At 45.4% G+C, this 24525-nt stretch carries 21 protein-coding genes, 2 other RNA genes, 1 pseudogene and 1 riboswitch; of the genes and pseudogenes, 17 read left to right on the plus strand and 7 right to left on the minus strand.

Features of this window, described 5'->3' with window-relative positions; translation table 11 throughout:
- Positions 1-8 precede the first annotated feature (8 nt).
- Positions 9-926, plus strand: a complete 918-nt coding sequence (locus Q0339_RS07855) for a PTS system mannose/fructose/sorbose family transporter subunit IID (RefSeq protein WP_298078274.1) — start codon at positions 9-11, stop codon at positions 924-926.
- Positions 927-1037: 111 nt separating this feature from the next.
- On the opposite strand, the gene Q0339_RS07860 is transcribed toward Q0339_RS07855, so the two are convergent.
- The 4 genes from Q0339_RS07860 to Q0339_RS07875 all read right to left on the minus strand — a co-directional run bounded on the left by Q0339_RS07860 (position 1038) and on the right by Q0339_RS07875 (position 8446).
- Positions 1038-5531, minus strand: a complete 4494-nt coding sequence (locus Q0339_RS07860; RefSeq protein WP_298078275.1) for a transglycosylase domain-containing protein — start codon at positions 5529-5531, stop codon at positions 1038-1040.
- 33 nt (positions 5532-5564) lie between these two features.
- A complete protein-coding gene (locus Q0339_RS07865) occupies positions 5565-6551 on the minus strand; it encodes a rhodanese-related sulfurtransferase (protein ID WP_298078276.1) in 987 nt (328 codons plus the stop codon).
- 174 nt (positions 6552-6725) lie between these two features.
- Entirely contained in the window at positions 6726-8081 is a 1356-nt protein-coding gene (locus Q0339_RS07870; protein WP_298078277.1) for an MATE family efflux transporter, read from the minus strand.
- Positions 8082-8173: 92 nt separating this feature from the next.
- Complete coding sequence (locus tag Q0339_RS07875) at positions 8174-8446, minus strand: hypothetical protein (protein WP_291427242.1); 273 nt, start codon at positions 8444-8446, stop codon at positions 8174-8176.
- Positions 8447-8637: 191 nt separating this feature from the next.
- Between Q0339_RS07875 and Q0339_RS07880 the strand changes: the two genes are divergently transcribed.
- Entirely contained in the window at positions 8638-9039 is a 402-nt protein-coding gene (locus tag Q0339_RS07880) for a DUF2187 domain-containing protein (protein ID WP_298078278.1), read from the plus strand.
- Between the two features lie 65 nt (positions 9040-9104).
- On the opposite strand, the gene Q0339_RS07885 is transcribed toward Q0339_RS07880, so the two are convergent.
- Positions 9105-10082 (minus strand): hypothetical protein, encoded by a 978-nt coding sequence (locus tag Q0339_RS07885; RefSeq protein ID WP_298078279.1) that lies wholly within the window; start codon positions 10080-10082, stop codon positions 9105-9107.
- A gap of 105 nt (positions 10083-10187) precedes the next feature.
- On the opposite strand from Q0339_RS07885, the gene Q0339_RS07890 reads away from it, so the two are divergent.
- The 4 genes from Q0339_RS07890 (at position 10188) to Q0339_RS07905 (ending at position 12897) form a co-directional block, all read left to right on the plus strand.
- Positions 10188-10610 carry a ribonuclease HI family protein gene (locus Q0339_RS07890; RefSeq protein WP_298078280.1) on the plus strand — a complete coding sequence of 141 codons (423 nt, stop codon included), beginning with the start codon at positions 10188-10190 and terminating at the stop codon, positions 10608-10610.
- A gap of 233 nt (positions 10611-10843) precedes the next feature.
- The gene (gene gpsB / locus Q0339_RS07895) at positions 10844-11206 is read left to right on the plus strand and encodes a cell division regulator GpsB (protein WP_070755408.1); all 363 of its coding nucleotides are present in this window, start codon (positions 10844-10846) and stop codon (positions 11204-11206) included.
- 14 nt (positions 11207-11220) lie between these two features.
- Positions 11221-11615: RNase P RNA component class B (rnpB, locus tag Q0339_RS07900), an RNA gene on the plus strand.
- A gap of 124 nt (positions 11616-11739) precedes the next feature.
- Positions 11740-12897, plus strand: a complete 1158-nt coding sequence (locus Q0339_RS07905; protein WP_298078282.1) for a class I SAM-dependent RNA methyltransferase — start codon at positions 11740-11742, stop codon at positions 12895-12897.
- Between the two features lie 65 nt (positions 12898-12962).
- Here Q0339_RS07905 and ssrA read toward each other — a convergent pair.
- Positions 12963-13326, minus strand: a transfer-messenger RNA (tmRNA) gene (gene ssrA, locus Q0339_RS07910).
- 135 nt (positions 13327-13461) lie between these two features.
- On the opposite strand from ssrA, the gene Q0339_RS07915 reads away from it, so the two are divergent.
- From Q0339_RS07915 to Q0339_RS07965, 11 genes and pseudogenes are all read left to right on the plus strand, one after another.
- A complete protein-coding gene (locus tag Q0339_RS07915) occupies positions 13462-14448 on the plus strand; it encodes an aspartate-semialdehyde dehydrogenase (protein ID WP_298078284.1) in 987 nt (328 codons plus the stop codon).
- A 378-nt stretch (positions 14449-14826) separates the two neighbouring features.
- The gene (gene rny / locus Q0339_RS07920; protein WP_298078285.1) at positions 14827-16389 is read left to right on the plus strand and encodes a ribonuclease Y; all 1563 of its coding nucleotides are present in this window, start codon (positions 14827-14829) and stop codon (positions 16387-16389) included.
- A 212-nt stretch (positions 16390-16601) separates the two neighbouring features.
- Entirely contained in the window at positions 16602-17510 is a 909-nt protein-coding gene (locus Q0339_RS07925; RefSeq protein WP_298078287.1) for a hypothetical protein, read from the plus strand.
- On the plus strand, positions 17500-18402 hold the full coding sequence (gene xerD, locus Q0339_RS07930) for a site-specific tyrosine recombinase XerD (RefSeq protein ID WP_298078288.1): 903 nt from the start codon (positions 17500-17502) through the stop codon (positions 18400-18402). The genes Q0339_RS07925 and xerD overlap by 11 nt, the downstream gene beginning before the upstream one ends.
- Before the next feature lie 81 nt (positions 18403-18483).
- Positions 18484-19653, plus strand: coding sequence for a phosphopentomutase (gene deoB / locus Q0339_RS07935; protein WP_298078289.1), 1170 nt, complete (start codon positions 18484-18486; stop codon positions 19651-19653).
- Between the two features lie 26 nt (positions 19654-19679).
- Entirely contained in the window at positions 19680-20480 is an 801-nt protein-coding gene (locus Q0339_RS07940) for a purine-nucleoside phosphorylase (RefSeq protein WP_070755414.1), read from the plus strand.
- 38 nt (positions 20481-20518) lie between these two features.
- The gene (locus tag Q0339_RS07945) at positions 20519-20929 is read left to right on the plus strand and encodes a hypothetical protein (protein WP_298078290.1); all 411 of its coding nucleotides are present in this window, start codon (positions 20519-20521) and stop codon (positions 20927-20929) included.
- A complete protein-coding gene (locus Q0339_RS07950) occupies positions 20904-21713 on the plus strand; it encodes a segregation/condensation protein A (protein ID WP_298078291.1) in 810 nt (269 codons plus the stop codon). The genes Q0339_RS07945 and Q0339_RS07950 overlap by 26 nt, the downstream gene beginning before the upstream one ends.
- Positions 21714-22352, plus strand: coding sequence for an SMC-Scp complex subunit ScpB (gene scpB / locus Q0339_RS07955; protein ID WP_298078292.1), 639 nt, complete (start codon positions 21714-21716; stop codon positions 22350-22352). It abuts the gene before it with no gap.
- A pseudogene (locus Q0339_RS07960) lies at positions 22353-23066 on the plus strand (pseudouridine synthase); the annotation flags it as partial.
- Positions 23067-23293: 227 nt separating this feature from the next.
- Positions 23294-23420, plus strand: a riboswitch (FMN riboswitch).
- A 105-nt stretch (positions 23421-23525) separates the two neighbouring features.
- Positions 23526-24113: an ECF transporter S component gene (locus tag Q0339_RS07965; RefSeq protein ID WP_298078293.1), complete on the plus strand. Its 588-nt coding sequence runs from the start codon at positions 23526-23528 to the stop codon at positions 24111-24113.
- Positions 24114-24162: 49 nt separating this feature from the next.
- Here the strand turns inward: Q0339_RS07965 and Q0339_RS07970 are convergent, their stop codons facing one another.
- On the minus strand, positions 24163-24375 hold the full coding sequence (locus Q0339_RS07970) for a ferredoxin (RefSeq protein ID WP_298078294.1): 213 nt from the start codon (positions 24373-24375) through the stop codon (positions 24163-24165).
- Positions 24376-24525 lie beyond the last annotated feature (150 nt).

A 24525-nucleotide genomic window follows, 5' to 3' on the forward strand; every position in this document is an offset into this window, starting at 1 on the left:
AATTGACGATGACTGAACAAAAGAAACACTTAACGAAATCCGATCGTTTTAAGGTAATGTTGCGTTCCCAATTCCTCCAAGGGTCTTGGAACTATGAACGGATGCAAAACGGTGGTTGGGCATATTCTTTGATTCCAGCCCTCAAAAAATTGTATCCACAACGTGATGAGGCTTCTGCAGCCCTCAAACGTCACCTTGAATTCTTCAACACTCACCCATACATTGCGGCTCCAATCTTAGGGGTAACCTTGGCTCTGGAAGAAGAAAGAGCTAATGGTGTGCCAATTGATGACGCAGCTATTCAAGGGGTTAAAGTTGGGATGATGGGGCCTTTGGCCGGGATTGGTGACCCAGTCTTCTGGTTCACCGTTCGCCCAATCCTTGGGGCAATTGCTGCCTCTTTGGCAACTGGTGGCTCTATCTTAGCACCACTTTTCTTCTTCGTAGCATGGAATGCCATTCGTGTAGGATTCCTCTGGTATACGCAAGAATTTGGTTATGCTAAAGGTTCTGAAATCACTAACGACTTGTCAGGTGGTATCTTACAGACTTTAACCAAGGGGGCATCTATTTTAGGGATGTTCGTTATGGGGATTCTGGTTCCACGATGGACAACTATTAAGTTTGCACCTGTGGTGTCGAACGTACCATTGGCTGAGGATGCCTATATTCACTTCCCTAAAGGGGCAGTGGATGGTGGAACCCTACAAAACATCTTGGGACAATTGAGCAACCGATCACTGACTCCAAATAAAGTGACGACCTTGCAAGACAACTTCAACATGTTAGTTCCAGGTTTAGCAGCTGTCCTCTTGACCTTCCTCTGCATGTGGTTACTCAAGAAGAAAGTTAGCCCAATCCTCATTATCTTCGGTCTCTTTGCTGCCGGGATTATTGGTTATGTTTTAGGTATCTTTGCTCCTTAATGGTGGCTTAGTAGCTTAATAAAGTAGACGGACTATATTATAGAGTCCGTCTCTTTTTGTATATAGAAAAAGATAGTCAGGAAGTGAAACTTCCTGACTATCTCATGTTACCTAGCGTTGGCCTGGTGTATTGTTTTGGTTGTTATTCTGGTTATTATTGTTATTACCGCCTGGGTTTTCGTTGCCGTTACCCGGGTTTTCGTTAGTTGCTGAAGAACTTGATGAGCTTGAAGAACTTGACGATTCTTGTTGACGTCGTTGATCTTCTTGGCGTCGTTGTTCTTCTAGTTGCGCACGGTAGGTGGACCAGAAGTTAGCCAATTCTTCATCCGTTGCACCGAATAAGAACTTGTAGTTCAATTCTGGAGCTGGATGGCTGATCTTAAAGAGATCCTTGTAGGTTGGACCGGTGATGGAAATAGTCCCGCCATTATCTAGACGCATGGTCCCTGGCTTAGTACCAGTTTGTTGTAAGACGTCCGTTTCTTGGACACTAGATGGACGACTGAATTTCCGGTCTACCCCAAAGATATCCGGACGGGCAGCATAGAGTTCATTGACTACATTAGCCCAATAACGTTGGCTCCGTTCACTTTCACGACCGTAGCCGTCATTGATATTGATGGTATAGTTTTGGAAACGGCTGTCATAGCCAATCCAAGAACCGATAGTGATACTTGGTGTAGAAGCAATAAACCAGACGTCCTTAGAGTTCTCACTAATCCCGGACTTGGCAATCCAGTCACCACCCATAGACATGTAGCCCTTAGCAATCCGACCAGTACCTTCTGTCATGGTATTACGTAGCATATCAATCATGAGGTAGTTGGAATCTTCACTGAAGACTTGGGTAGGGTTGCTTTGGTGCTGGAAGACGACATTACCAGCCGCATCTTCAATCCGGTCGATGAAGTAGCCGTCATGGTAGTTACCATTATTGGCAAAGGTCGCGAAGGCCCGAGTTTCTTCTAGGACAGTTGGCCCACTTGAAACCCCACCAATGGCGAAGGCCAAGTTCTTGACGTCTTCTGGCGTATAGGAGGCAGCTGGGTTAAAGCCCATTTTCTCCAGGTAGCCCATGACATCAACTGAGCGTTTTTGCATTTCTTGGTAGACCCGGACAGCAGGCAGGTTATCCGATTTATAGAGGGCAACCCGAGCCGATTCAGCGCCACCACTGACTACGTTACCATAGTTAGTAGGGGACCAAGTCGTACCATCTTCGAAGGTTTGTGTAAATTCCGTATCTGGAATGACCGTCGATGGATTAATTAAGTTCTCCTGAATAGCAGGGCCATATACTGCTAATGGCTTAATGGTCGAACCTGGGGAACGACGAATACCAAAAGCATGGTCGATTTGGTTATTCTCAAAATCTGTCCCTGCGATAAAGCCTAAGACTTTACCGGAGTTGTTATCCATGACCACCATTCCATTTTGAACCTTCTCAACATAGGAGGTTTCTTGGCCAGTTTCAGGGTCAGTATAGACGCCTTCATAGGCCATCCCTAGGTCATTAATGTGTTTCTTAGCGGATTCCTGCAAGAGGTCGTAGATTTGTTGGTCAATGGTTGTGTAAACCTTATAACCACCAGTCTTAAGTTGCTCTTCGGCTTCCTTATAGTATTGGTTGTACCAGTTGTCATCTTGATAAACTTGAGTCCAAGTTAATTTATCACGCTCAATATTGAGACGCATGATTTGCTCGATAGCGCCTCGCTCCATTGCTCGGTAGAGGTAGGATTGTCGTGTGACACTTGGGCTGCCGGCTGGCAAGAAGTCAGCCTTAATATCATAGTTGAGAGCGGCTTGGTAGTCGGCCTCACTAATTTTATGGTTACGGTACATGAAGTAGAGGACGTCCTTCATCCGGCCAATCCCGGCTGATAAGTCGGTCTTAAGCTCCCCGTTTTGTTGGTAAGGGGTGTAATTGTAAGGGTCCTGCGGTAAGCCGACCAAGAAGGCTGCTTGAGCCAGGTTGACTTCGCTAGGCTTCTTACCAAAAATCCCTTCTGAAGCTTTCTCAATCCCGGCTACGTTATCCCCGTTATGGTCACGACCAAATGGTGACACGTTGAGGTAGGCAGTTAGGATTTCATCCTTACTGAAGAATTGCTCCAGACGGAGGGCCAAGAGAATTTCATTGGCTTTCCGGAAGAAGGTGACATCATTAGTTAGGAGACGTTGCTTGACCAATTGCTGGGTCAGGGTAGAACCACCGGTCCCGCTACCTGGTGACAAGACTTCCTGCAGGGTAGCCCGCAGAATTGCTTTAGGCACAACCCCTTTATGTTCATAGAAGGAGGAGTCCTCAGTCGATACCAGACCATTGACGATGTTAGGCGAGATATCTGTCAGGCTCGTCACAGACCGAATGACATCGGCTTGGACGTTGGCAATCGGAGTCCCGTTAGCATAGTAAATGGTGGATTGCTGTTCCAATTTGTTAATCTTGGCAGCCATTTCCTCACGATTAGGTACCTTGGTGTCAGAGACTAGGTGGGCAAAGTAACCAGCCCCAGCCCCAGCAGCTAAGGAGCCTAAGAGAAGGCCAATCAAGACGATATAAAGGGCAATACGACGAACAACATTAATCGCCACATTAAGACCGAGGAAGACCTTTTCTCTAGCGGTGTAGTTAGACAGATCAATGACCTTGGTCTTGGATTTGCCTTTATCTTTTGATTTGCGACGCTTGCGCTCTGAATCTTGGCTAGCACCAAGGCCGGCAGCAGCTAAGTCTAGGGCAGCTGGCACGTGGTCACCAGATTCAGGTTCTGAATCCTGATCTTGAGACCATTCTTCCACATCATGGCTTTGTTCGAGCTCAAGCTCGCTAGCTTGAGTTTGGTCAAAGTAATCTGGGTCTAAGCTAGTTAGCTTGCTAGTCTTAGCCGTCCAAGCCAAGTCATAGTCGTCTAAACTTGAGTCTGAATCAGAATAGTCTGATTCAGGCTGCTCTGAGGTCTCCTCAGCTAAGCTTGGCTCTACATCTGATGGTTCAGATGCTTGAGTAATCAAGTTTTCTTGACTAGCAAGGAGTGACGTCGCTTCATAATCTGATTGCTGATCAAGAGATTTTTCTTGACTAAGGTTAGCTTCAGCCTCAACTTCCGCTTTGGCACTTGTTGGCACGATAGATAGGTCGTCCACTTCTTGCTCTAAGTAATTTGGCTCATCTGGATGGTTTGAAGAAACAGGCGTTTGTTCAGGTTCTGACTCAATTTCAAGTCTATCCTGAGATAGTGCTACAGGTTCTTGATAGCTTGAGCCTGTAGCACTTTGCTCTAAGTGCTCGGCTTCTTGGCCTTGGTTTGAGTCATCTACAGCAGAGGCCTGGTTTGGCACCTTAATTGGTGTAATGTTATCGAAAATGGACAAGAGCGAACTGAGTCGGGCACGTCCTCGTGATGAAAGGTGAGGGCCTTCTTCTTGGTCTTGAGAGCTTTCCAGTGAATCTGCAGCCTGTGACGTATTGCTAGGCTCCAATTCTGACTTGTAGTCATTTGAGTTAGTGACTAATTGAGTAGGGGCAGGGCTTTTCACTTCGCCCACTTGGACTTCTTTAGGCTGGTCTGAACTTGGTCTTAATAAGTCAGCGTCTAAAGGTTGATAGACACGAGACACTTCCTTCTTGTCTGAGCTTGCAACTGGCCCGCTTCCTTCCTGGAGCTCATTACTTGTTTCCTGCTCAAGGTCAAGACCACGACGTCGTTCGCGTTCTTTTTGGATTTCTGCAGGACTTGGCAGGGGCTGGCTAGCCCTACTGTCTTGGTCGAGCTCAATGCGAGGTTGGTAAACGCGACTAGCAGGCTTGGAACCCGCAGTAGATTCTGCAGATAAGCCTGGCATATCAACAGGTCCTGCTAGGCCTAGGTCTGTGCTAGCTTCTTCTTCTGAATCTTGGACTTGATTATCTCGACTGGCCATGCCGGCAAAGAGCCGACGCCGACGTGGACCTTTGTCAACAGACTCGGATGATCCCGAAGTCTCTGGGCCTGATTCACTCGGCTGCGCTAGTTCTGGCTTAGCCTTAGGCTCTGAAGGTTTAACAACTTTCTTCTTCTTGGCTTTTTCCTTGGCAGGACTAGCAGGGTCTTTCTCTGTTTCCTCTTGGAAAAGATGAGATTGGAAGTCTTGGTCGGACACTTGGTTAGTCTGCTTATAAGGGTTGGCTTCATCAATACTTGGATTGAAGTTAGAGAAGAAGTCACGGACGCGTTTGACAGAGCGATCGATGAACTCGGAAGATTGAGCCATGACGGTCTTTTCATCCGACTTAGGCTGGTAATGCCAACTATCTTGATCCTGCTGACCTTGACTAGAGCTTGACTCAGTTGTCTGACTAGTCTCGGACTGGCCTTTGTTAGTTGAAGTAGATGCTTGATCATTACTTTCAGCGCTCTCTTGTCGAGCCTGTGCTTGTTTACGGGAATAGTCTTCATAGAAATTATCCCAGCGTGATGGCTTAGAAGTTGCCTCGTTCGAAGGCGGGGTAGAATGACCCCTTGAATCCTCTTTATCAGGCGCGATGTCAAAAGAGACATCATAGTAATGCTGGTCCGATTGCTCGGACACTTTCTTCTTGTCATCGTCTAGTGTCATTCATTCACCTACTTTCCTTATGGGGTATGGCTCTTAAGCCGTTACTTGATCATTTAGGGATTCGCCTAAGACATTGAGACGAGCTTCCCATTCTTGATTAGTCAATTTGTTTTCCGCAATGTAGCGGTTGCGTGGGTGACGACGGCATTCTGGGCAGCAACCACGAACGTATTTGTCTTCATTTTCGACGCTAGTCAGGATACGACGGTTACATTCTGGATTCCCACAGTTAACATAGCGCTCGCATGGGGTACCATCGAACCAGTCTTTCCCGATTACAACAGGATCTACGTGGTTAATGTCAACCGCAATCCGTTCGTCAAAGACGTACATCTTACCATCCCACAATTCGCCTTTTACTTCAGGGTCTTTACCATAGGTAGCAATCCCACCGTGGAGTTGGCCGACATCTTTATAACCTTCACGAACCATCCAACCTGAGAATTTCTCACAGCGGACACCACCTGTACAGTAGACAACGACACGCTTGTCCATGAATTTTTCCTTGTTGTCGCGTACCCATTGTGGTAACTCGCGGAAATTACGAATGTCAGGACGGATAGCACCACGGAAGTGACCTAAGTCAAACTCATAGTCGTTACGTGTATCAAGGACAACGGTGTTTTCATCTAACAAGGCTTCCTTGAATTCTTGTGGTGACAAGTAAGCACCAGTGGTTTCCAATGGGTTAATATCATTATCGAAGTCGTTATCTTCTAAGCCCAAGTGGACAATTTCTTTTTTGTGACGAACGAACATCTTCTTGAAGGCTTGCTCTTCTTCTTCGTCAATCTTGAACCAGAGGTCTTCCATACCTGGTAGGGAGTGAACATAGTCCATATATTTTTGAGTGGTTTCGTAGTCGCCTGAGACAGTCCCGTTAATCCCTTCGCTCGAAACGAGGATCCGGCCCTTAAGGCCAATAGACTTACAGAAGGCCAAGTGGTCAGCTGTAAACTTATCTGGGTTCTCGATGTTAACGTACTTGTAGTAAAGAAGCACGCGAATTGGTTTGGTCATAATTTACCTCCTTGTAGTTGCAAACTACATATATTTATGGATAGTATCATTATACGGCAAAAAAGGCTTGAGGACAACTTTTGAGCCGGTTTTTGCGCTATCTGTAAGAAACTTGTAACCTCCCTACACAATCCCCGTCTAAGTGGATCAAGTATGCCAAAAAAGCTGGCCAGATTAATTCTGGGCCAGCTTTTGGTTGAAGCGTTCTTGCAGATGGTTTTTGTGATGATGATAGGCTGTTAACAAGGGAATGCAAGCGCCCAACCAGGCCAGGGGGCTGGCAATAGCGGGACCTACAAAACCTAAATATTGACTAAGAATCAGAGCGGCACTCATACGCATGGCCAGCTCCATAATGCCTGCAATAGTTGGAATCAAGCTATCGCCTAAGCCCTGTAAGGTATAGCGATAGATAAAGAGCAGAGCAAGTAACCAGTAGGCAGGCGCCGAACAGTAGAAGAAGACTTGACCGTAGTGAGCCATTTCCAGTCCTTGGCTACCTTCTGCGAAGAAGGTGACGACTTGGGCACCTGTCAGAGCTAGGATGACGCCAGAAACCAGCGCAACGCCTACAGACAAGAAGGTCATTTGGCGGACTCCTTGGCGGATGCGGTCAAATTGAGCGGCACCAAAGTTTTGCCCTACATAAGTTGCCATGGCAATCCCAAAGGACATGAGTACTAAAATCACAATCTGTTCAATTTTAGAAGCGGCACCATAACTTGCGATAGCTAGAGGACCTAACTGATTGAGGGCCACTGTGACCGAAATGGAGCCAATGGCAATAATAGAGGACTGGAAGGCCATTGGGAAGCCCATATTGAGGTGATAACGGACTTCTTCAGCTACCAGCATGGCCTTCTGCCAGGAAACCTGCAGTAGTGGCCAACGACGGTGAATGGCCCAGAGGCAAAGGATAACCGAGACAGCTTGTGACAAGACCGTCGCGAGGCCAGCACCCGCAACCCCCATTCCCACGTTCACGATGAAAACATAGTCTAAGACGATATTGGTTAAGGCCGCGATGATAAGAAAGTAGAGGGGCGTTCGACTGTCTCCCAAGGCCCGCATCATGTTGCTCAGTAAATTGTAGAGCATGGTGACGGTACAAGAGCTGAAGATGACGATGAGATAATCGTAAGTATATTGAATGATTTCAGGCGGCGTCATCATGACTTCTAGAATTTGGCGGAGGAAGAAGGTAGATAGGAAGGTCAAGGCCATGGAAACGCAGAGCGCGATAGTCCAGGCAATGGTGACTGAACGCCGTACCTTATGGAAATCCCTAGCACCAAAAGCCTGGGCCAAAGGAATCGTTAATCCTGCCGTCAGCCCTTGTGCGAAGCCCAGAATCAGGAACATGACGCTAGAAGAAGCTGAAATTCCGGCTAGGGCATCGCGCCCCATGGTGCGTCCAACAATAAAAGTGTCGACCATATTATAGACAAGCTGGAAAATATTACCTATTAGGAGCGGAATGGAGAAGTTAATAATGCGTTTGAGGGGGGACCCAGTGGTCATATTATGCATAAGTGACTCCTTTATAGTCAGAATGAATACTCTGAGTATAAAGGAGTCACTTAGCAAAATCAAGTAGGTTTAGAACTCTCTATCCTAGTAAGTTAGTCATCCCACTGAACGGTATAGTAGTCAGCATCTTTGGCTTGAATCAGAGGATAATTGGTCCGGTAAATAGAGCCATCTTGGTCTTGCTCGAGGTACATAACAAAACCATTAGGGTAGAGAGACAGAATCTTGGAATAAACATGGTCTTGGTCGATAATGACAGTCTTGATTTCTTGGTCGCTGGCGAACCAGTCAGTGACCAGGTGGAAATAGGAACCGATGGAGACTTTGGTTTCATAAACAAGGGTCGTAATAATGGATTGATTCATGGTTAACGCTCCTTTTTTTATAAGCTATTTCCATTATAACAAGGAAATGGGGGCGGTTTCAAACAAAAATTCGAAACAAACTTACAAATTCTTGTCAGAATGGTAAATTTTTAAGCGATAAGCTATAAAAAGCCCGCCAAAAGTGCTATAATAGGAATTAGAAACGGTTTCATTCAGAAAGGGTGGGTCGTATGAGAGTCAAAGTCACTAAGTCAGAGCGTGAGCTCATAGAACGTGAGCTGAGACGGGGGACCACTAAGTCTCGGATAGCCTCCCTCTTGCATGTCAATTTCGAGACGGGTTGCCAAATGATTCAGCGAGTCCGTGAACAGATTCGTCCTGAGATTGGTGACCAAATACGCTTTACCTTCCGGCAGGTCCATATGCGGGGGACCATCCGTAAACTTCTGACCAACAGCGCTGTCGTCGACATCGATTGGCTCCGGTCAGATCAGACTATGAAGGATATTTGTACTAGCCGCACCATCGTCAATTTCAAGGATATTGTCGCCTACATCAACTGTGAGCATCTTATTCAAGATGATGAAGAAGGGGAAGAGCCCCTAAGTCCTGCTGCTCAACAAGGGATTTAAGCTCACAGCATTTAAATAAGAGCCTCCTATCACGTGTTTGCGATAGGAGGCTCTTGGTCTGAAGACTATTGTTCTTGGTAGATTAATTGATAGAGTTCAGTTGCGACAGTTTGATAGGTCTGGCGATGCTTAGCTTCTGGTACTAGGTCATAAGGAGTAGGCAAATCGTTCTCGGTTAAGAAAAGCTGGAACCACTCCTTAGCTGATCCATAGGCCTCTTCAAAGTAGGGGTAAACGGCTAAGGCTTGAAGGACGAACTGCTGAGAAAATTCAATCATGAGATGAGGATTGAATTGTTCGCAGTAGTCTTCGATGACTTGAAGACCGGCCACATAAGAAGACTGGTGACGGTAATCTTGAAGTTTGGCTACCGTCAATTCATGGACTTGGCCAAACCAGTTATAGGTCACTTTACCTGGATAGTTCTGGTAGAGTAGGTAATGTAAGACGTCACTCTTGATATATTGAGGTAGGTCTGGATGAGTCAGAATGGCCTTAAAGAAAGGCAAGGCCTTGTCTAAAGGCAGGTCGTAGATATATTTAAGGAAACTGAGTAACTCAAATCCTTGGCCGTCATAGATTTGATTGATAAAAGTCTCAATGGCTTCCTGACCTTGATCCAGGGCTTGCTCCAAGCGCCGGGCTAAGCGCTGGGTATGATTGAGTTGATGAATGAATGGTAAGAGGTCTTCACTGTCCCATCCAGCTGCTTGGAAGCGTGCTTGAAGCTGATAGAGCCGCAAGAGGGCAGCGTCTAAGTCGTAAAGGAGGGACAGACTAGCTCCATATAAGAGGAGAACATTCCAATCATTAACGGCTTCTATATCAGGGAAATAAGTTTGCCAACAGTTCAAAAGGTCAGCTTTTTGTCCCCGAGCAATATATAATTTAATCAGTTCCTCGAAGACATGAACCTGAGGATCTGTCTCATAACTCTTGATTAGGAATTCTTGTGCACGGCCAAAGTCATGGACCTTGAGGGCACTGAGTGCTTTGCGATAATATTGGTCCGCATTGGTCGGAAATTCAATTACATCACTCATTTTGCCACCTCTTTCTTGTCAATACTTAAATCCGTGCTATACTAGTTATATTATAGCACAATACATTAATAGTTTGTAGACAAATAACCGATAAGGAGCGAAAAAATGCTGAAGGTTTATACGGATGCTGCCTTTGCCTATAAAAATCAATCGGCCGGCCTAGCCATTCGGATTCTAGGGCCTGATCAACTCTATGAACAAGTTGCTTTCCTCCAAGAGGTGGCCGACAATCACCAAGCAGAATTTTTTGCCATCCTTCACGCCCTAGACTGGTTGATAGAATTGGGACTGACCCAGGACTTTATCTGGTTACATGCCGATAGTCAAGTGGCTATTCGAGCCATTGAAAAGTCCTATATTAAGGATGCACGTTATGCTCCTATTTTAGATCATATCCTAAGTCGACTGGATCACTTTCCCAATCTCTATGTCAAATGGATAGCTGAAAAGGAAAATCAGGCAGCCGACCAGTTAGCAAAATCGAGCCTTAATAAGGCGGTTAGCTGGACGCGGACATCGCCTCGCTAGCCAAGTTGGCTTTTGCGTGGCATAATAGAGATAGTTAATCAAGGTCCAGATCTCAGATTTATGGGGCTAGATTATGTGACTAAAAGTGCACAATTAACCAGGGTGCGAACGTATATTCGCTAGCATTCTTAGGCATTTCGTGGCATAATAAATTGAATAGACTTCTCTATTTAAGATAGAATCATTAATTCTTCTGAGAAAGAAGCAATCATTGATGGAGGTAGATGAGCGATATGGCAGAAAAAAATTTAACCGCTAAAGATATTTTACAAAAAGAATTTACCCGCGATTTTCGTGGTTATAAAGCATCTGAAGTAGATGAGTATTTGGATAGCATTATCCGTGACTACGATTCTTACCAAAAGGATGTGGCGACTTTGAAGAATGAAAATGAGCGCCTAATCAGCAAAATTGATGAATTGACCAAGCAACTTGCCTTGGCTAAGAAGAACAATGTGCCAACCTCACCAGGCTCTGGTGTCACTAACTTCGATATCCTCAAGCGTCTCTCTAACTTAGAGAAACATGTCTTTGGATCTAAGATTGGTAGCACAGACAACACCATGTCTTATTCAGACGTGACACGTTTCCAATAAAAGAACCTCAAGTAGATTTTAGGTAATCGCGGCTAGTAATAGTTGAGGAAAGTCCATGCTCGCACAGGCTGAGATGCCTGTAGTGTTCGTGCTTAGCGAAACCATAAGCTAAGGTAGTGCCTAGCGCTAACGGCAGGCAAAAGGTCTAAGGCTTCGGCTATGACTGAGTAACCTCTAAGGTGCCACAGAGACGAGGCTGGTTGGAAACAACTAGCGTGGAACGCGGTAAACCCCTCGAGCGAGCAACCCAAATAGTAACCTAGTTTTCTAGGGAGACTGGTCGGGGCACTTTTCCTAGGGAAATGAACCGATGGAAGAGGCGGGTCACTGAGTGACTGGCAGACAGATGATTACCCCACTTAAGGTGCATAGCCTATTTCCCTTAAGTGACAGAACATGGCTTATCGAAATTTACTTAATAGGCTTTTGCTTAATACAACAAAGGCGCTTCTCCCTCTCTGGTGAGGAGGGCTTTTTTTCTAAGGGCAGGATTGTCTTGCCCGCAACGACAAGTTAAAGATGAGGAGCCTCTGATGAAAAACTATAACCTATTGGCTACCGTTGCTGCCGGCATTGAGTCCGTGACGGCCCAAGAATTGAAGCAGCTAGGCTATCAAGTTCAGACGGAGAATGGGCGCGTGCGTTTCTCTGGGAATGTCCAGGATATTGCTAAGGCTAATCTCTGGCTAAGAACGGCTGACCGTATTAAGATTGAATTTGCTAGTTTTCAGGCCAAGACCTTTGAAGCCCTATATGATTTGACTTACGCCTTGCCATGGGAAGACATTCTGCCTTTGGATGCTAATTTTCCTGTGTCCGGCAAATCCGTTAAGTCCCAGTTACATAGCGTGCCTAACTGCCAGAAAATCGTTAAAAAGGCTATTGCTAGCCGACTCATGTCCTACTACCATCGCAGGACCAATTTGCCTGAGACGGGTGCAGTCTATCCCATCGAAGTTTCTCTAGTCAAAGACCAAGTCAGCCTAACCCTGGATACTTCTGGCAGCTCCTTATTCAAGCGTGGCTACCGGGTAGAGAAGGGGGCAGCCCCACTCAAAGAGAATATGGCGGCGGCCTTGGTTATGTTGACGACTTGGTATCCTGACCGACCTCTATACGACCCTTGCTGTGGTTCGGGCACCATCGCCATTGAAGCAGCCTTGATTGGTCGCAATATTGCGCCAGGCCTTAAGCGAGAATTTGCGGCAGAGCATTGGACTAGTTTAGATCCAAGTGGTCAAGTGTGGCAGCAGGCGCGTCAGGAAGCACAAGCTCAGGCCAAACCAGACCTTATGATGGACATTGAAGCCTGCGACATTGACCACCGTATGGTTGAAATTGCTAAGGCCAATGCGCAAGAAGCCGGTGTAGCAGATACGATTTCCTTTAAGCAAATGCAACTTAAAGACTACCGGCCTAAGGTGGATTACGGTATATTAATTGCTAACCCACCTTATGGTGACCGTATGTTGACGGAAGAGCAGGTTCACACCCTCTATGCAGACATGGGCAAGCTCTATAGCCAAATGCCTACCTGGAGTAAGTATATTTTAACCAGTGACGAAGCTTTCGAGACCTACTATGGGGCCAAGGCTACCAAAAAACGTAAGCTCTATAATGGCGCCCTCAAGGTAGATTATTACCAATATTGGGGTGAGCGGAAACCCCGTCAAACAAGCGATGATAAGTAGATAGACTAGGTGTCTAATGAATAGCAAAAAATCCCTCAGCAGAGTCTGCTGAGGGATTTAGTCTGTTATGGAGATGAGGGGAATCGAACCCCTGTCCAAATATCTCGCCACAATCAAGTCTACGCCAATAGTCTAGCTATTTGATTTAGCGCAGAGACCGCCACTAGACAGGCTGTCATCCTTGCGAGTCTGATCATCTCTTCGTGATTTAACAGACGGATAAATCACGCGTATCCCACTTAAATAAAACCAGCTACTAGCACATGGGCGATGTTAGGCTGATTTTTCGCTGCAGGTTATTAAGCTGCTAAAGCGAAAGAGTTGTTTTGGTTGTTTGCAGTTATATTTAACTGTAGCGTTTTAAGGCGGACGCAACCCTCCTGACGCGTCAAAAGCTCGAACAATACCTGTCGAAACCGTGACATCCCCTAAAGGATAGCTAGATTCTATCAATAAAGACCTAAATTGTCAATAAATTAGCTTGGGGACTAGGCTTAAGGGATTGACTTTTGCCCCTATAATCTTTAAGCTAGTAGGGTAAATAATTTTAGAGGAGGTCACCCCATGACTAAGAAATATCATGTGGCCATCTGCGGTGCGTCTGGTGTTGTTGGACGTAAAATGCTGCAAGTATTACACGAACGAAACTTTCCTTTTGAGACCTTAACCTTATTCGCTTCTAAGCGTTCAGCGGGCAAAACCTTGAGTTATGCTGGCAAGGACTATGTTATTCAAGAGTTAACGGAAGATGCCCTCCAGGCACCGATTGAGATTGCCTTGTTCTCAGCAGGAGGAGAGACCTCTAAGCATTTTGGGCCAATCGCCGCTAGTCGAGGTATCTATGTGATTGATAACTCCAGTGCTTGGCGCATGGATCCTAAGATTCCTTTGGTAGTACCTGAAGTCAATGGCGATGTCTTGAAGGCTGAAGACCATCTGATTGCCAACCCTAACTGCTCGACTATTCAGTCAGTCGTGCCATTAGCTGTTCTACAACCATACGGCTTGAAGCGCGTCATCTACAATACCTATCAAGCAGTATCAGGAGCAGGCCAAGCCGGCATTAATGACTTGGTCAACCATACGACTGAAAAATTCCCATATTCGATTAATGATAATGTCTTGCCGCACATTGATGTCTTCACCGAGTCTGGTTACACCAAAGAAGAAATCAAGATGATGGAGGAAACGCGAAAAATTTTACGCATGCCAGACTTACGCGTAACAGCTACTACGGTTCGGGTTCCAATCAAGCACTCTCATGCTGTATCTATTAACGTTGAATTGGAACGAGACTTTGACTTAGCAGAAATTCGTCAAGCTTTCCAAGAAGCAGAGGGTATTATCCTCTTAGATGATCCAGCTAACCTCAAGTATCCACTTCAGTCACAAGTGGAAGACCATGATGAAGTGTATGTAGGGCGGATTCGTCGTGACGAGTCAGTTCCTTACGGTCTCAACATTTGGGTGGTAGCCGACAACATCCGTAAAGGGGCGGCCACTAACACCATTCAAATCGCAGAACAACTTATCAAAGACGGTATTCTCTAAGAAGAGGATAGGGCGCCCTCCGGGGCGCTTTTTTTATATTATTGGTAGAGAAAATGGGCGTTAATGCTAATTAAGATAAGTGCATTGAACAAACTTGTTGTCTTAATTAGTGAAACTAACTAATTAAGACAAATGCGTTTCTGGTGTGTTCTTTTTAATGAAATGTTTTCACTATAAATTGATTAAGAATGTCTAAAGGCTTTCATAATAGGGATTGCAGGCAATTTGTTAGGTCTATCTGGCCATGCCTAGGGATTGACAGACGGCCCATAAAACCGTATGATAGAGGGTGTGGTTGACACATTATTTATTTTGAAATCATCTAAAAATTTGAAATGAATAACGATAATAATGAATAGATTAATAGGAGGTGATACGATGGACCTATTGCAGCTCACCTTCGCAGTAATCGTTGCTTTAATTATCGGGGTAGTGATTGGCTATATTTTCAAGAAGAAAAGCGATGAAAAGCACATCGGAAATGCTAAGGCTAATGCAGAATCCATTGTTGATGCGGCTATTGCACAGGCTAAGACCCTCAAGCGGGAGGCCTTGTTCGAAGCCAAAGAAGAAAATCTCAAGTACCGTAATGAATTAGAACAAGAATTGAAGGAACGTCGGACCGAAGTAACAGGAATGGAAAAACGGCTCCTTCAACGGGAAGAGACCTTGGACCAAAAGAGTTTGATTTTAGACAAACGTGAACTCAATCTTGAGAGCAAGGAACAAGACTATCAAAAACGTCAAAAGGCCTTGACTCAACAAGAAGAGAAGGTTCAAGAATTGGTCGTTGCCCAACAAAGTGAATTAGAACGGGTAGCAACCCTATCGCGTCAAGAGGCGCAAAACATCATTATGACTGAGACAGAGCAAGCTTTGTCCCAGGAAATTGCAGTTATGATTCGTAATGCAGAGCAAAAAGCTAAAGATGAAGCAGATCGTAATGCCAAAAACATTATCTTACAAGCCATTCAACGGAGTGCTCCGGACATTGTGTCTGAGAATACAGTGACGGTAGTACACTTGCCAAGTGATGACATGAAAGGTCGGATTATCGGGCGGGAAGGCCGCAACATCCGTACTTTGGAAAGCTTAACCGGGATTGATTTAATTATCGATGACACGCCAGAAGCAGTCGTATTAAGCGGTTTTGACCCAATTCGCCGTCAAATTGCTAAGTTGGCGCTAGAGAAACTGATTCAAGACGGCCGGATTCATCCAGCACGTATTGAGGAAATGGTGGATCGGGCGCGTCGCGAGATTGACGAGAAAATCCGTGAAATCGGGGAGCAAGCGACCTTTGATGTGGGGATTCATTCTCTCCATCCAGATTTAATTAAGATTATTGGTCGTCTATCCTTTAGAACCAGTTATGGGCAGAACGTCTTGAACCACAGCATTGAAGTTGCCAAACTTGCTGGTGTAATGGCAGGTGAGTTAGGTGAAGATGTGGCCTTAGCCAAACGTGCAGGTCTTCTGCATGATATTGGGAAGGCGCTTGACCATGAGATTGAAGGCTCACACGTTGAAATCGGTGCAGAGATTGCCAAGAAATATAACGAGCCAGAAGTAGTAGTGAATGCTATTGCTTCCCACCATGGTGATACTGACCCAACTTCGACTATTGCTATCTTGGTAGCTGCCGCTGATGCCTTATCAGCAGCGCGTCCAGGTGCCCGCAGTGAATCCTTGGAGAGCTACATCCGCCGTCTGGAAAAATTAGAAGAAATCTCTAATAGTTTCCCAGGAGTGGCTAATAGTTTTGCTATTCAAGCTGGGCGTGAAGTTCGTGTCATGGTTCGTCCAAACGAAGTCAATGACGCTGGCGCTTCACGAATCGCTCGTGATATCCGCAACCGGATTGAAGCAGAAATGAACTACCCAGGCAATATTAAAGTAACCGTTATTCGCGAAACGCGCGCGGTTGAATACGCCAAATAATTAATTGAGAGGTTGGAACTTGTTCCAGCCTCTCTTTTTATACTTGCTTAGGAGGTAATAGCCAAGCAATTTATGATGGCGCTTACTATTAAGCGGGATTTTTAGACTTCCCTTAAGGCACTAGGGCTAGGCTTTGGTCGGATTGCTTGGACTTTCCTTTATATTTTGACTTTTTTGTGTTAAAATGTAGAAGAAAAAAAGGAGGCGATGAGGTGGTTCGTTACGGACAAATAGTCAAGGCCCGCATCAGTGACAAAAATGAGCGTCACTTTTTCGCACAATATGAAGGTGAGACCTTCACCGTTCTGCCGGGGCAGATAGATACACAAAATTACCAAGTTGGTGATCAACTTGAAGGCCTTATCTATGAGACTAAGGCCCGCAAGAAAGTCATTCAAGTTGATTTGCCGGCTATTCGGCCTGAAGTCTATGGCTGGGGTAGCGTGGTTAGCACTCGTAAGGATTTAGGTGTCTTTGTGGACATTGGTCTGCATGATAAGGAAGTGGTCGTGTCATTGGATGACCTCCCCCTTAATACAGCTCTCTGGCCTAAGAAGGGTGATCGATTGTTCTTGACCTATCAAGTGGATGCTAAGAATCGTTTCTGGGGTAAGTTGATTGAACCTGAAGCTATGCAGGCTTATTTTAAGCGGGCAGCTCGTGCTATGAAGAATCTCAATGTCACCGCTACCGTTTATAAGGTTAAGTTAGCGGGTTCACTTTGTATTACAGACGGTGGACACTCGGCTTTCTTACATGAAAGTGAGACTCTTGATACTCCACGTCTTGGTCAAGTCTTGCAAGCTCGCATTATTGGCGTTCGTGAGGACGGCGGCCTTAATTTATCGGTCAAGCCACGGGCTTATGAGGCCTTGGATGATGATGCCGGTATGATTCAAGCTATCTTAAGAAAATCGCCAGGGCATTATTTGCCACTTCATGATAAATCAGATCCAGCGACTATCCAGACTCAGCTTGGTATTTCTAAGGCCCAATTTAAACGTGCCGTCGGTAACTTAATGAAACAAGGCCTCATTCGCCAAGTCAAGGGGGACGGGCTTTATTTGACGGAAGACCCAAGTCCTGAGACTGATTCAGTAGGCAGTGGCCATGAGATTTAAGCAAGCCGTCCAGGATTTTGAACGTTATCTTCTCTTAGATATGAACCGGTCCGCTAATACCATTCAGAGTTATCGGCGCGATTTGGCTAAGTTTCAGGCCTATCTGACGGAGCAGGGGATTGACAAAATAGAGGCGATTGATGAGCTAACGGTTCGAGCCTTTCTAGCAAAACTCAGCCAAGCCTCTTATGCAGTATCTTCGACTAGTCGTATGCTATCCAGTTTGAAGCAGTTCTTCCTCTTTTTACGCAAAGAGGGCATTCTGGAAACGAATCCCATGTCCCTAGTCCATCGGCCTAAACAAGGGAGACATCTACCTAAAGTCTTAACTGCTAGGGAGATTGAAGCCTTGCTTCAAGCCCCCGACACCAGCAGTCCACATGGTTTGCGTGATCGGGCTATCTTTGAACTCATGTACGCCACGGGTCTGCGGGTAACAGAATTAGTTCAGCTTAAATTAGAAGATTTGCACTTAGAATTAGGCTTTATCCAAACCCTAGGTAAAGGGGACAAGGAGCGTCTAGTTCCCTTGATTGATGAAGCCATTGAATGGCTAGAGGCCTATCTGGAACAGGTCCGTCCTAGCTTCCTAAGATTAGCTGGCTCTGCTAGTCCGCAAGAAGTTTTTTTGACAGAACGGGGCAAGGCCTTCACCCGTCAAGGAATCTGGAAAAATCTCAATAAGTATGTGGCCTTAGCTGGCATTAAACAAACCGTCTCACCCCATATGTTGCGCCATTCTTTTGCAACACATCTCTTAGAAAATGGCGCTGATTTGCGTATGGTCCAGGAGCTGCTGGGCCATGCGGATATTTCAACGACACAGATTTATACCCATATCAGCACGCAACGTTTGCAGGAAGTCTACCGTAAGTACTTCCCACGTGCTTGATTTGTAGTCCTCCATCTGCAGAGATGGATTAAAAAAATAATGGCAGTCACTCATTGACCGTCTAGGGAAAGAGGAAAAAGTATGAAATTCAAACGTATTCATTTAATCGTCTTAGATTCTGTTGGGATTGGTGAAGCTCCAGATGCTGCAGACTTCAACGATTTAGGGAGCCATACTCTAGGCCATATTGCTGAAGTTGCAGGGCTAAAGGTCCCTCATATGGTAGAGCTAGGTTTGGCTAATATTGAACCTTTGGCTGGCTTGACACCTGTGGCATCCTCCAAGGGTTACTGGACTAAGTTAGAAGAAGTTTCAGCTGGTAAGGACACTATGACCGGTCACTGGGAAATCATGGGTCTTAAAATTGAAACACCATTCCGCGTCTTCCCTGATGGTTTTCCTGATGAACTAATCGAGCGTATTGAAGCCTTTTCTGGTCGTAAGGTGGTCTGCAACGCCCCAGCTTCTGGGACTGAAGTTCTTGACCAATATGGTGAACACCAAATGAAGACAGGGGACCTAATTGTTTATACCTCTGCAGACTCTGTCTTACAAATTGCCGCCCATGAAGAAATTATTCCATTAGAAGAACTTTACCGTATCTGTGAGTATGCCCGCGAGATTACCTTAGAAGATCCATACATGTTGGGACGTATTATTGCTCGTCCATACATTGGGACACCTGGCAACTGGACTCGCACCGCCAACCGTCATGACTATGCCTTAAGTCCTTTTGCGGATACAACGCTGGACTTCTTGAAGGCAGGCGGCTATGATGTGATTTCCATTGGGAAAATCAACGATATCTTCAATACTAAGGGGATTACGGATGCAGTTCGAACCAAGTCTAACATGGACGGGGTGGATCAACTGCTGAAGATTATGGACCGTGACTTTACCGGTTTGTCCTTCACTAACTTAGTGGACTTTGATGCCATTTACGGTCACCGCCGTAACACAGAAGGCTATGCCCAAGCCTTAGAAGATTTCGACAACCGCTTGCCAGAAATCTATAGCAAGTTACGTCAAGATGATTTACTCTTAATTACTGCCGACCACGGTAACGACCCAACCTATAGTGGAACCGACCATACCCGTGAATATGTGCCAATTCTGGCCTACAGCCCATCCTTCACGCAAGCAGGTGAGCTCAAGGCGCGTTACTATAGTGATATCGCAGCCACCATTTCTGATAACTTCGGCGTTGCCAAGACCGAACAAGGTTCTTCATTCTTAAGTCAATTAAATTAGGACATAGTCAGCAAGGAGGAAAATAGATGTTTACAGAAACCATTCAATACTTAAAAGACCAGGGTTTAACTTATCCACAAGTTGGTTTAATCCTAGGTAGTGGCCTTGGAGAGCTTGCTGAAGATGTGGAAAATGCTATCCGCATTCCATATGAAAATATTCCTAATTTTCCAGTCTCTACAGTTGCTGGCCATGCTGGTCAATTAGTTTATGGGGACTTGGCAGGTAAAAAAGTCTTGATTTTACAGGGCCGTTTCCATTATTATGAAGGTTATGATTTGAACACTGTGACTTATCCAGTTCGTATCTTCAAGGAACTTGGGGTAGAAACTGTGATTGTAACTAATGCAGCAGGTGGGATTAATACTTCATTCCAACCAGGCGACTTAATGATTATTACGGATCACCTTAACTTGGCAGGCAACAATCCACTGATTGGCGCAAACTTAGATGCTCATGGCCCACGTTTTGTTGACTTAACAGAGACTTATAGTTTGCGAGGTCAAGCCATCTTACGTCAAGCTGCTGCCAAAGAAGGAATTCATCTCCAACAAGGGGTTTACACTTGGGTAACAGGTCCATCTTATGAGACGCCTGCAGAAATTCGCTACATGCGGACCATTGGTGGCGATGCTGTTGGGATGTCAACTGTGCCAGAAGCAATTGTGGCCAAACATTGTGGCATGGAAGTCTTAGGGATTTCTTGCATTACCAACTTAGCAAGTGGCATGCAGTCTAGCCTCAACCACGAGGAAGTAATGGAAATCTCTGCTAAGGTAAAACCACGCTTTAAGAACTTAATTAAAAATACCCTAGCTTTACTTTAAGCGACTTGCCAGATTGCTAGGGAGGAAAGGAGTACGCCGTGCTCATTAAATCTAAAAATAAAAATGAAAAGATTATTCTCGGCCTGCTGTCCTATACCTTAGAGGAAGGGCAGCACCAAACCGACCTCTTGCAGTCGATTTTGGAAACCTACCGGCAATCTGATAGCAAGGAAATCTATCTCTATCGAGAGCAAGACCAGGATAACTTCATTGGCTTGGTTGGGGTTGAAACCTTCCAATCGCCTGGCAATGAGTCAGAAGATCCTGAGTCAGTCGTCATTGACCGTATTGCCCTCTTACCATCATTCCGCAATGAGTCTGTAGGCTATCAGATTTTCTGCGAACTTAAGGAGCGCTATCCTAATACAGCCTTCTTAGGGTCACGTCTGACCTCAGAACTTCTTGTCAAATGGAGCAGTCGTTATGCCCAAGAACACCAAGAATCTTAAAGGTCATCAGGGGCAAGATAGCTCCGTGACCAAGGACAAGCAGCAGCTCAAGCTCCAATTGGCCTCTTTTCAGGGGCCCTTTGACTTGTTATTGCACTTAATTAAACAGATGAAAGTGGATATTAATGATATCCCTATGGCTGAAATTACCAGTCAGTACTTGGCTTATCTTCACTCCATGCAAGAGTTAGAGTTAGATCAAGCCGGCGATTACTTAGTGATGGCTGCCACGCTCTTGGAAATCAAGAGTCGACTGCTTCTACCTATCGAGCCGGATGCTGAATTGGATGGCGACTATGAGCCTGGTGACCCACGTCAAGTGTTGGTGCAACAACTGCTCTTGTATCAACAATTCCAAGATGTATCCTCCTTGCTAGAAATGCGTCAAGAGGCTCGGGCAGCGCTCTTCTCTAAACAAGCTGATGACTTGTCGGACTATCAGGAGCAGATCCCGCTTCAAGAAGGTGAGATTAGCCTGGATCAACTAGTGGCACGTATGCAAGATGTCTTGGCCCGCCAACTAGCTCGTCAGCCCTTGGAACGCCAAATTCATCATGATCCTTTGACGGTTGAGCAGAAGATGGAGGATATCTTGACACGGTTAGGACGTTTAGAGCGACAAGAACGCTTGTCTTTTGAACAGTTGATTGACAAGGCCAGTCGTCCAGAGATTATCACAACCTTCATGGCGCTTCTGGAGCTAGTGCGTAAGCAGTTTATTGTTTTCTACCAGGCCGAGGCCTTGGCACCAATTGAAATTGAAAAGATAGACGGAGTCGAATAGATGGAATTAATAACCCGCCTGCATGGCATTATCTTTGTAACAGGAATTGAAGGGGTCAGTCGTAAAGATTTGGCTGCTAGCCTTCAGCTACCCTTAAGTCAAGTAACAGAGGCCTTGCAACAACTACAATTGAATTTACAGGAAGACCCACTGTCACCTGTAGAATTGGTTAACTACAATGACCAATACCGTCTGGTGACTAAGGCTGAGTTAGCTCCTGATGTGGAGGCCTATGCTCACTCGCCCTTTACCCAGAAGCTCAGTCGAGCGGCAGTTGAGACACTAGCCATTGTAGCCTATCGCCAGCCTATTACGCGTATGGGGATTGACGAGATTCGCGGCGTGTCCAGTATTACCATGCTACAGAAGTTGCTTGCCCGCGACTTGATTCGTGAGATTGGTCGACTAGAAGCGCCAGGACGCCCGGTCCTCTATGGAGTGACGGACTACTTCATGGATTACTTCGGTCTCAAGTCCTTGGAAGATCTACCTAATATTGAACCACTTAACCTCAATGACGAGGTCACTTCGGATGAATTATTTAATACAAAGCAATGGCAGATTAGCCTAGATGATGAGGTGTCTTATCAAGATGCCCCCTTAGTTAATCCCGTATTAGAAGAAGGGGAGGAAGATTAGATGGATCGTTTGCAGAAAGTCATGGCCCATGCGGGCATTGCCAGCCGCCGTAAATGTGAAAGCTTGATTACAGAAGGCCGGGTCAGCGTTAATGGCCAGACAGTTCGTGAATTAGGGACCCAGGTATCCAGTAAGGACCGTATAGAAGTAGATGGTGTTCCAATCTATCGGGAAGAACCCCGCTATATTCTGATTAATAAACCAAGACATGTGATTACAGCTGTCTCTGATGACAAGAATCGACAAGTCATCCTAGACTATATTCAAGGCATTGAAGAGAGGATTTATCCAGTCGGACGTTTGGATTATGATACGACCGGGCTCTTGCTCCTGACTAATGATGGGGCCTTTGCCAACCAACTTATGCATCCCCGCCACCAAATTGATAAGGTCTATGTGGCCAAAGTCAAAGGGATTCCATCTGAAAAGTCACTTGCTCGACTTGAAGCGGGTATCGTGTTAGATGGTAAGAAAACAGCCAAAGCCAAGGCACAGCTCTTAAGCCAGAATCTGGATAACCAGACGGCAATTGTAGAATTGACCATTCGTGAAGGTTGGAATCACCAAGTTAAGCGCATGTTTGAAGCGGTGGGGCACCCAGTCAACAAGCTCAAGCGAGAGCGTTATGCTTTTTTGACTTTGGGTAATCTCTTACCAGGAGAATGGCGAGAGTTAACAGCTCATGAAGTCAATAAGCTCAAGCAAATAAGTCAAAGTGAGGGGCAGGGTGGCCAACAAGCTGTACAGCCCAAACCCAAACGTATCATGGGACGGCCAAATGGTCAGAAAGCATCCCGTAAATCGTCTGCGTCAAGCGCTGCTCGTAAACCAAGAAAAGGCCAACCTAAGACCAAACCTACGCGGAATTTTAAATAAGAAGATGCCCGACTAGTCAAGTCGGGCATCTTGTGCTATAATAAAGCCATCAATCGAATAATACAATTAGTCTTCAGGGCAGGGTGAAATTCCCGACCGGTGGTAAAGTCCACGAGCCTGGCACCTTAGGGTCTAGGTTGAACTGGTGAAATTCCAGTACCGACAGTAAAGTCTGGATGGGAGAAGTAAGCTAATTAACAGATAGATTCATAGAGTTTATTTGTCTTTGCTGCGTTTACTTTCCCAAGTAAGCGTATTTTTTTGGCTTCTAGAAGACGAATAAAAGGAGGAATATCTATGAAAAACATGCGATTGACACGTCAAGTATTACTGGCTATTTTAGGGGCCTGGGCAGTGGTTTTCCGACTGCTCGATTTTCCCTTGTTGCCATCGGCACCTTTTCTTAAGTTCGACTTTAGTGATGTGCCGGTCTTCATCGGGCTCTTGATTAATGGGCCAATTGGGGCTGCAGTGGTAGCTTTCATCCGTGATTTCATTGAATACCTACGTAAGGGAGGAGAAGCAGGGATTCCGCTAGGGGTCAGCATGAGTTTCATTGGCACCATGACCATGATGTTGATTCTGCATTTTTACCTGCGTCACAAGAAGGGCACTTGGCAACTTGAACAGATTGTGCTCACATGTATCAGCTTGGCCTTTAGCTTGACTTTGGTCATGAGCTTGCTCAATTATTTCATTGCACTACCTATCTATGTAGAGGTTATGCATTGGCCAATCAAAAATATGATAGAAATGGTCTTAGTAGCCATTGTGCCATTTAACTTACTTAAGGGAGCTATCTTAGGAATTATCATCGCCTTGGTTTACAACCAATTCAAGGCTTATCTGATTAAGAGAGGGCTCTTGCTAGCTAGCTACCAATAAGCAATAGAAAGGCCGGTATTAATCCCGGCCGTTTTTTTTTGTTTTATAGCTACTGAGATGGAGAAAGGGTATGATCGACTTCTTCAATAGCGCGAGTGGGACAATCGAAGATGGCAGAACGTGCCATTTTCTGATCTTGCTCAGTGGCATCTTCTTGCACAAAGGCTATCCCGTCATCTTCACAATCAAAAACTTGTGGATAATTGAGATAACACTTGCCACAAGCAATGCATTTTTCTGATTGAATAATTAACTTAGACATGGTAAATCCTCCTTTTATGTTACAGAAGTGTTACAGCGACTTATCAAATTCGTATAAAAGCGTTTACTTCCGCTGTATTTTTAGCACAGGTCGCTTAGAATATGGTACTATAAAATAGTAAATACTAATATGTGCAACATGTGCCCCTCA

The organism is uncultured Abiotrophia sp. (assembly GCF_938010525.1).
In the GTDB taxonomy this organism is placed as follows: Bacteria; Bacillota; Bacilli; order Lactobacillales; family Aerococcaceae; genus Abiotrophia.

Bases quoted from the DNA above. Each gene is read 5' to 3' on its own strand.
- rny (WP_298078285.1), top strand. From the start codon at position 14,827: ATGGACCTATTGCAGCTCACCTTCGCAGTAATCGTTGCTTTAATTATC.
- Q0339_RS07870 (WP_298078277.1), bottom strand. From the start codon at position 8,081: ATGCATAATATGACCACTGGGTCCCCCCTCAAACGCATTATTAACTTC.
- Q0339_RS07970 (WP_298078294.1), bottom strand. From the start codon at position 24,375: ATGTCTAAGTTAATTATTCAATCAGAAAAATGCATTGCTTGTGGCAAG.
- deoB (WP_298078289.1), top strand. From the start codon at position 18,484: ATGAAATTCAAACGTATTCATTTAATCGTCTTAGATTCTGTTGGGATT.
- Q0339_RS07905 (WP_298078282.1), top strand. From the start codon at position 11,740: ATGAAAAACTATAACCTATTGGCTACCGTTGCTGCCGGCATTGAGTCC.
- Q0339_RS07885 (WP_298078279.1), bottom strand. From the start codon at position 10,082: ATGAGTGATGTAATTGAATTTCCGACCAATGCGGACCAATATTATCGC.
- Q0339_RS07890 (WP_298078280.1), top strand. From the start codon at position 10,188: ATGCTGAAGGTTTATACGGATGCTGCCTTTGCCTATAAAAATCAATCG.
- Q0339_RS07880 (WP_298078278.1), top strand. From the start codon at position 8,638: ATGAGAGTCAAAGTCACTAAGTCAGAGCGTGAGCTCATAGAACGTGAG.
- Q0339_RS07915 (WP_298078284.1), top strand. From the start codon at position 13,462: ATGACTAAGAAATATCATGTGGCCATCTGCGGTGCGTCTGGTGTTGTT.
- Q0339_RS07865 (WP_298078276.1), bottom strand. From the start codon at position 6,551: ATGACCAAACCAATTCGCGTGCTTCTTTACTACAAGTACGTTAACATC.
- Q0339_RS07940 (WP_070755414.1), top strand. From the start codon at position 19,680: ATGTTTACAGAAACCATTCAATACTTAAAAGACCAGGGTTTAACTTAT.
- scpB (WP_298078292.1), top strand. From the start codon at position 21,714: ATGGAATTAATAACCCGCCTGCATGGCATTATCTTTGTAACAGGAATT.
- Q0339_RS07965 (WP_298078293.1), top strand. From the start codon at position 23,526: ATGAAAAACATGCGATTGACACGTCAAGTATTACTGGCTATTTTAGGG.
- Q0339_RS07875 (WP_291427242.1), bottom strand. From the start codon at position 8,446: ATGAATCAATCCATTATTACGACCCTTGTTTATGAAACCAAAGTCTCC.
- Q0339_RS07855 (WP_298078274.1), top strand. From the start codon at position 9: ATGACTGAACAAAAGAAACACTTAACGAAATCCGATCGTTTTAAGGTA.
- Q0339_RS07860 (WP_298078275.1), bottom strand. From the start codon at position 5,531: ATGACACTAGACGATGACAAGAAGAAAGTGTCCGAGCAATCGGACCAG.
- gpsB (WP_070755408.1), top strand. From the start codon at position 10,844: ATGGCAGAAAAAAATTTAACCGCTAAAGATATTTTACAAAAAGAATTT.
- Q0339_RS07950 (WP_298078291.1), top strand. From the start codon at position 20,904: ATGCCCAAGAACACCAAGAATCTTAAAGGTCATCAGGGGCAAGATAGC.
- xerD (WP_298078288.1), top strand. From the start codon at position 17,500: ATGAGATTTAAGCAAGCCGTCCAGGATTTTGAACGTTATCTTCTCTTA.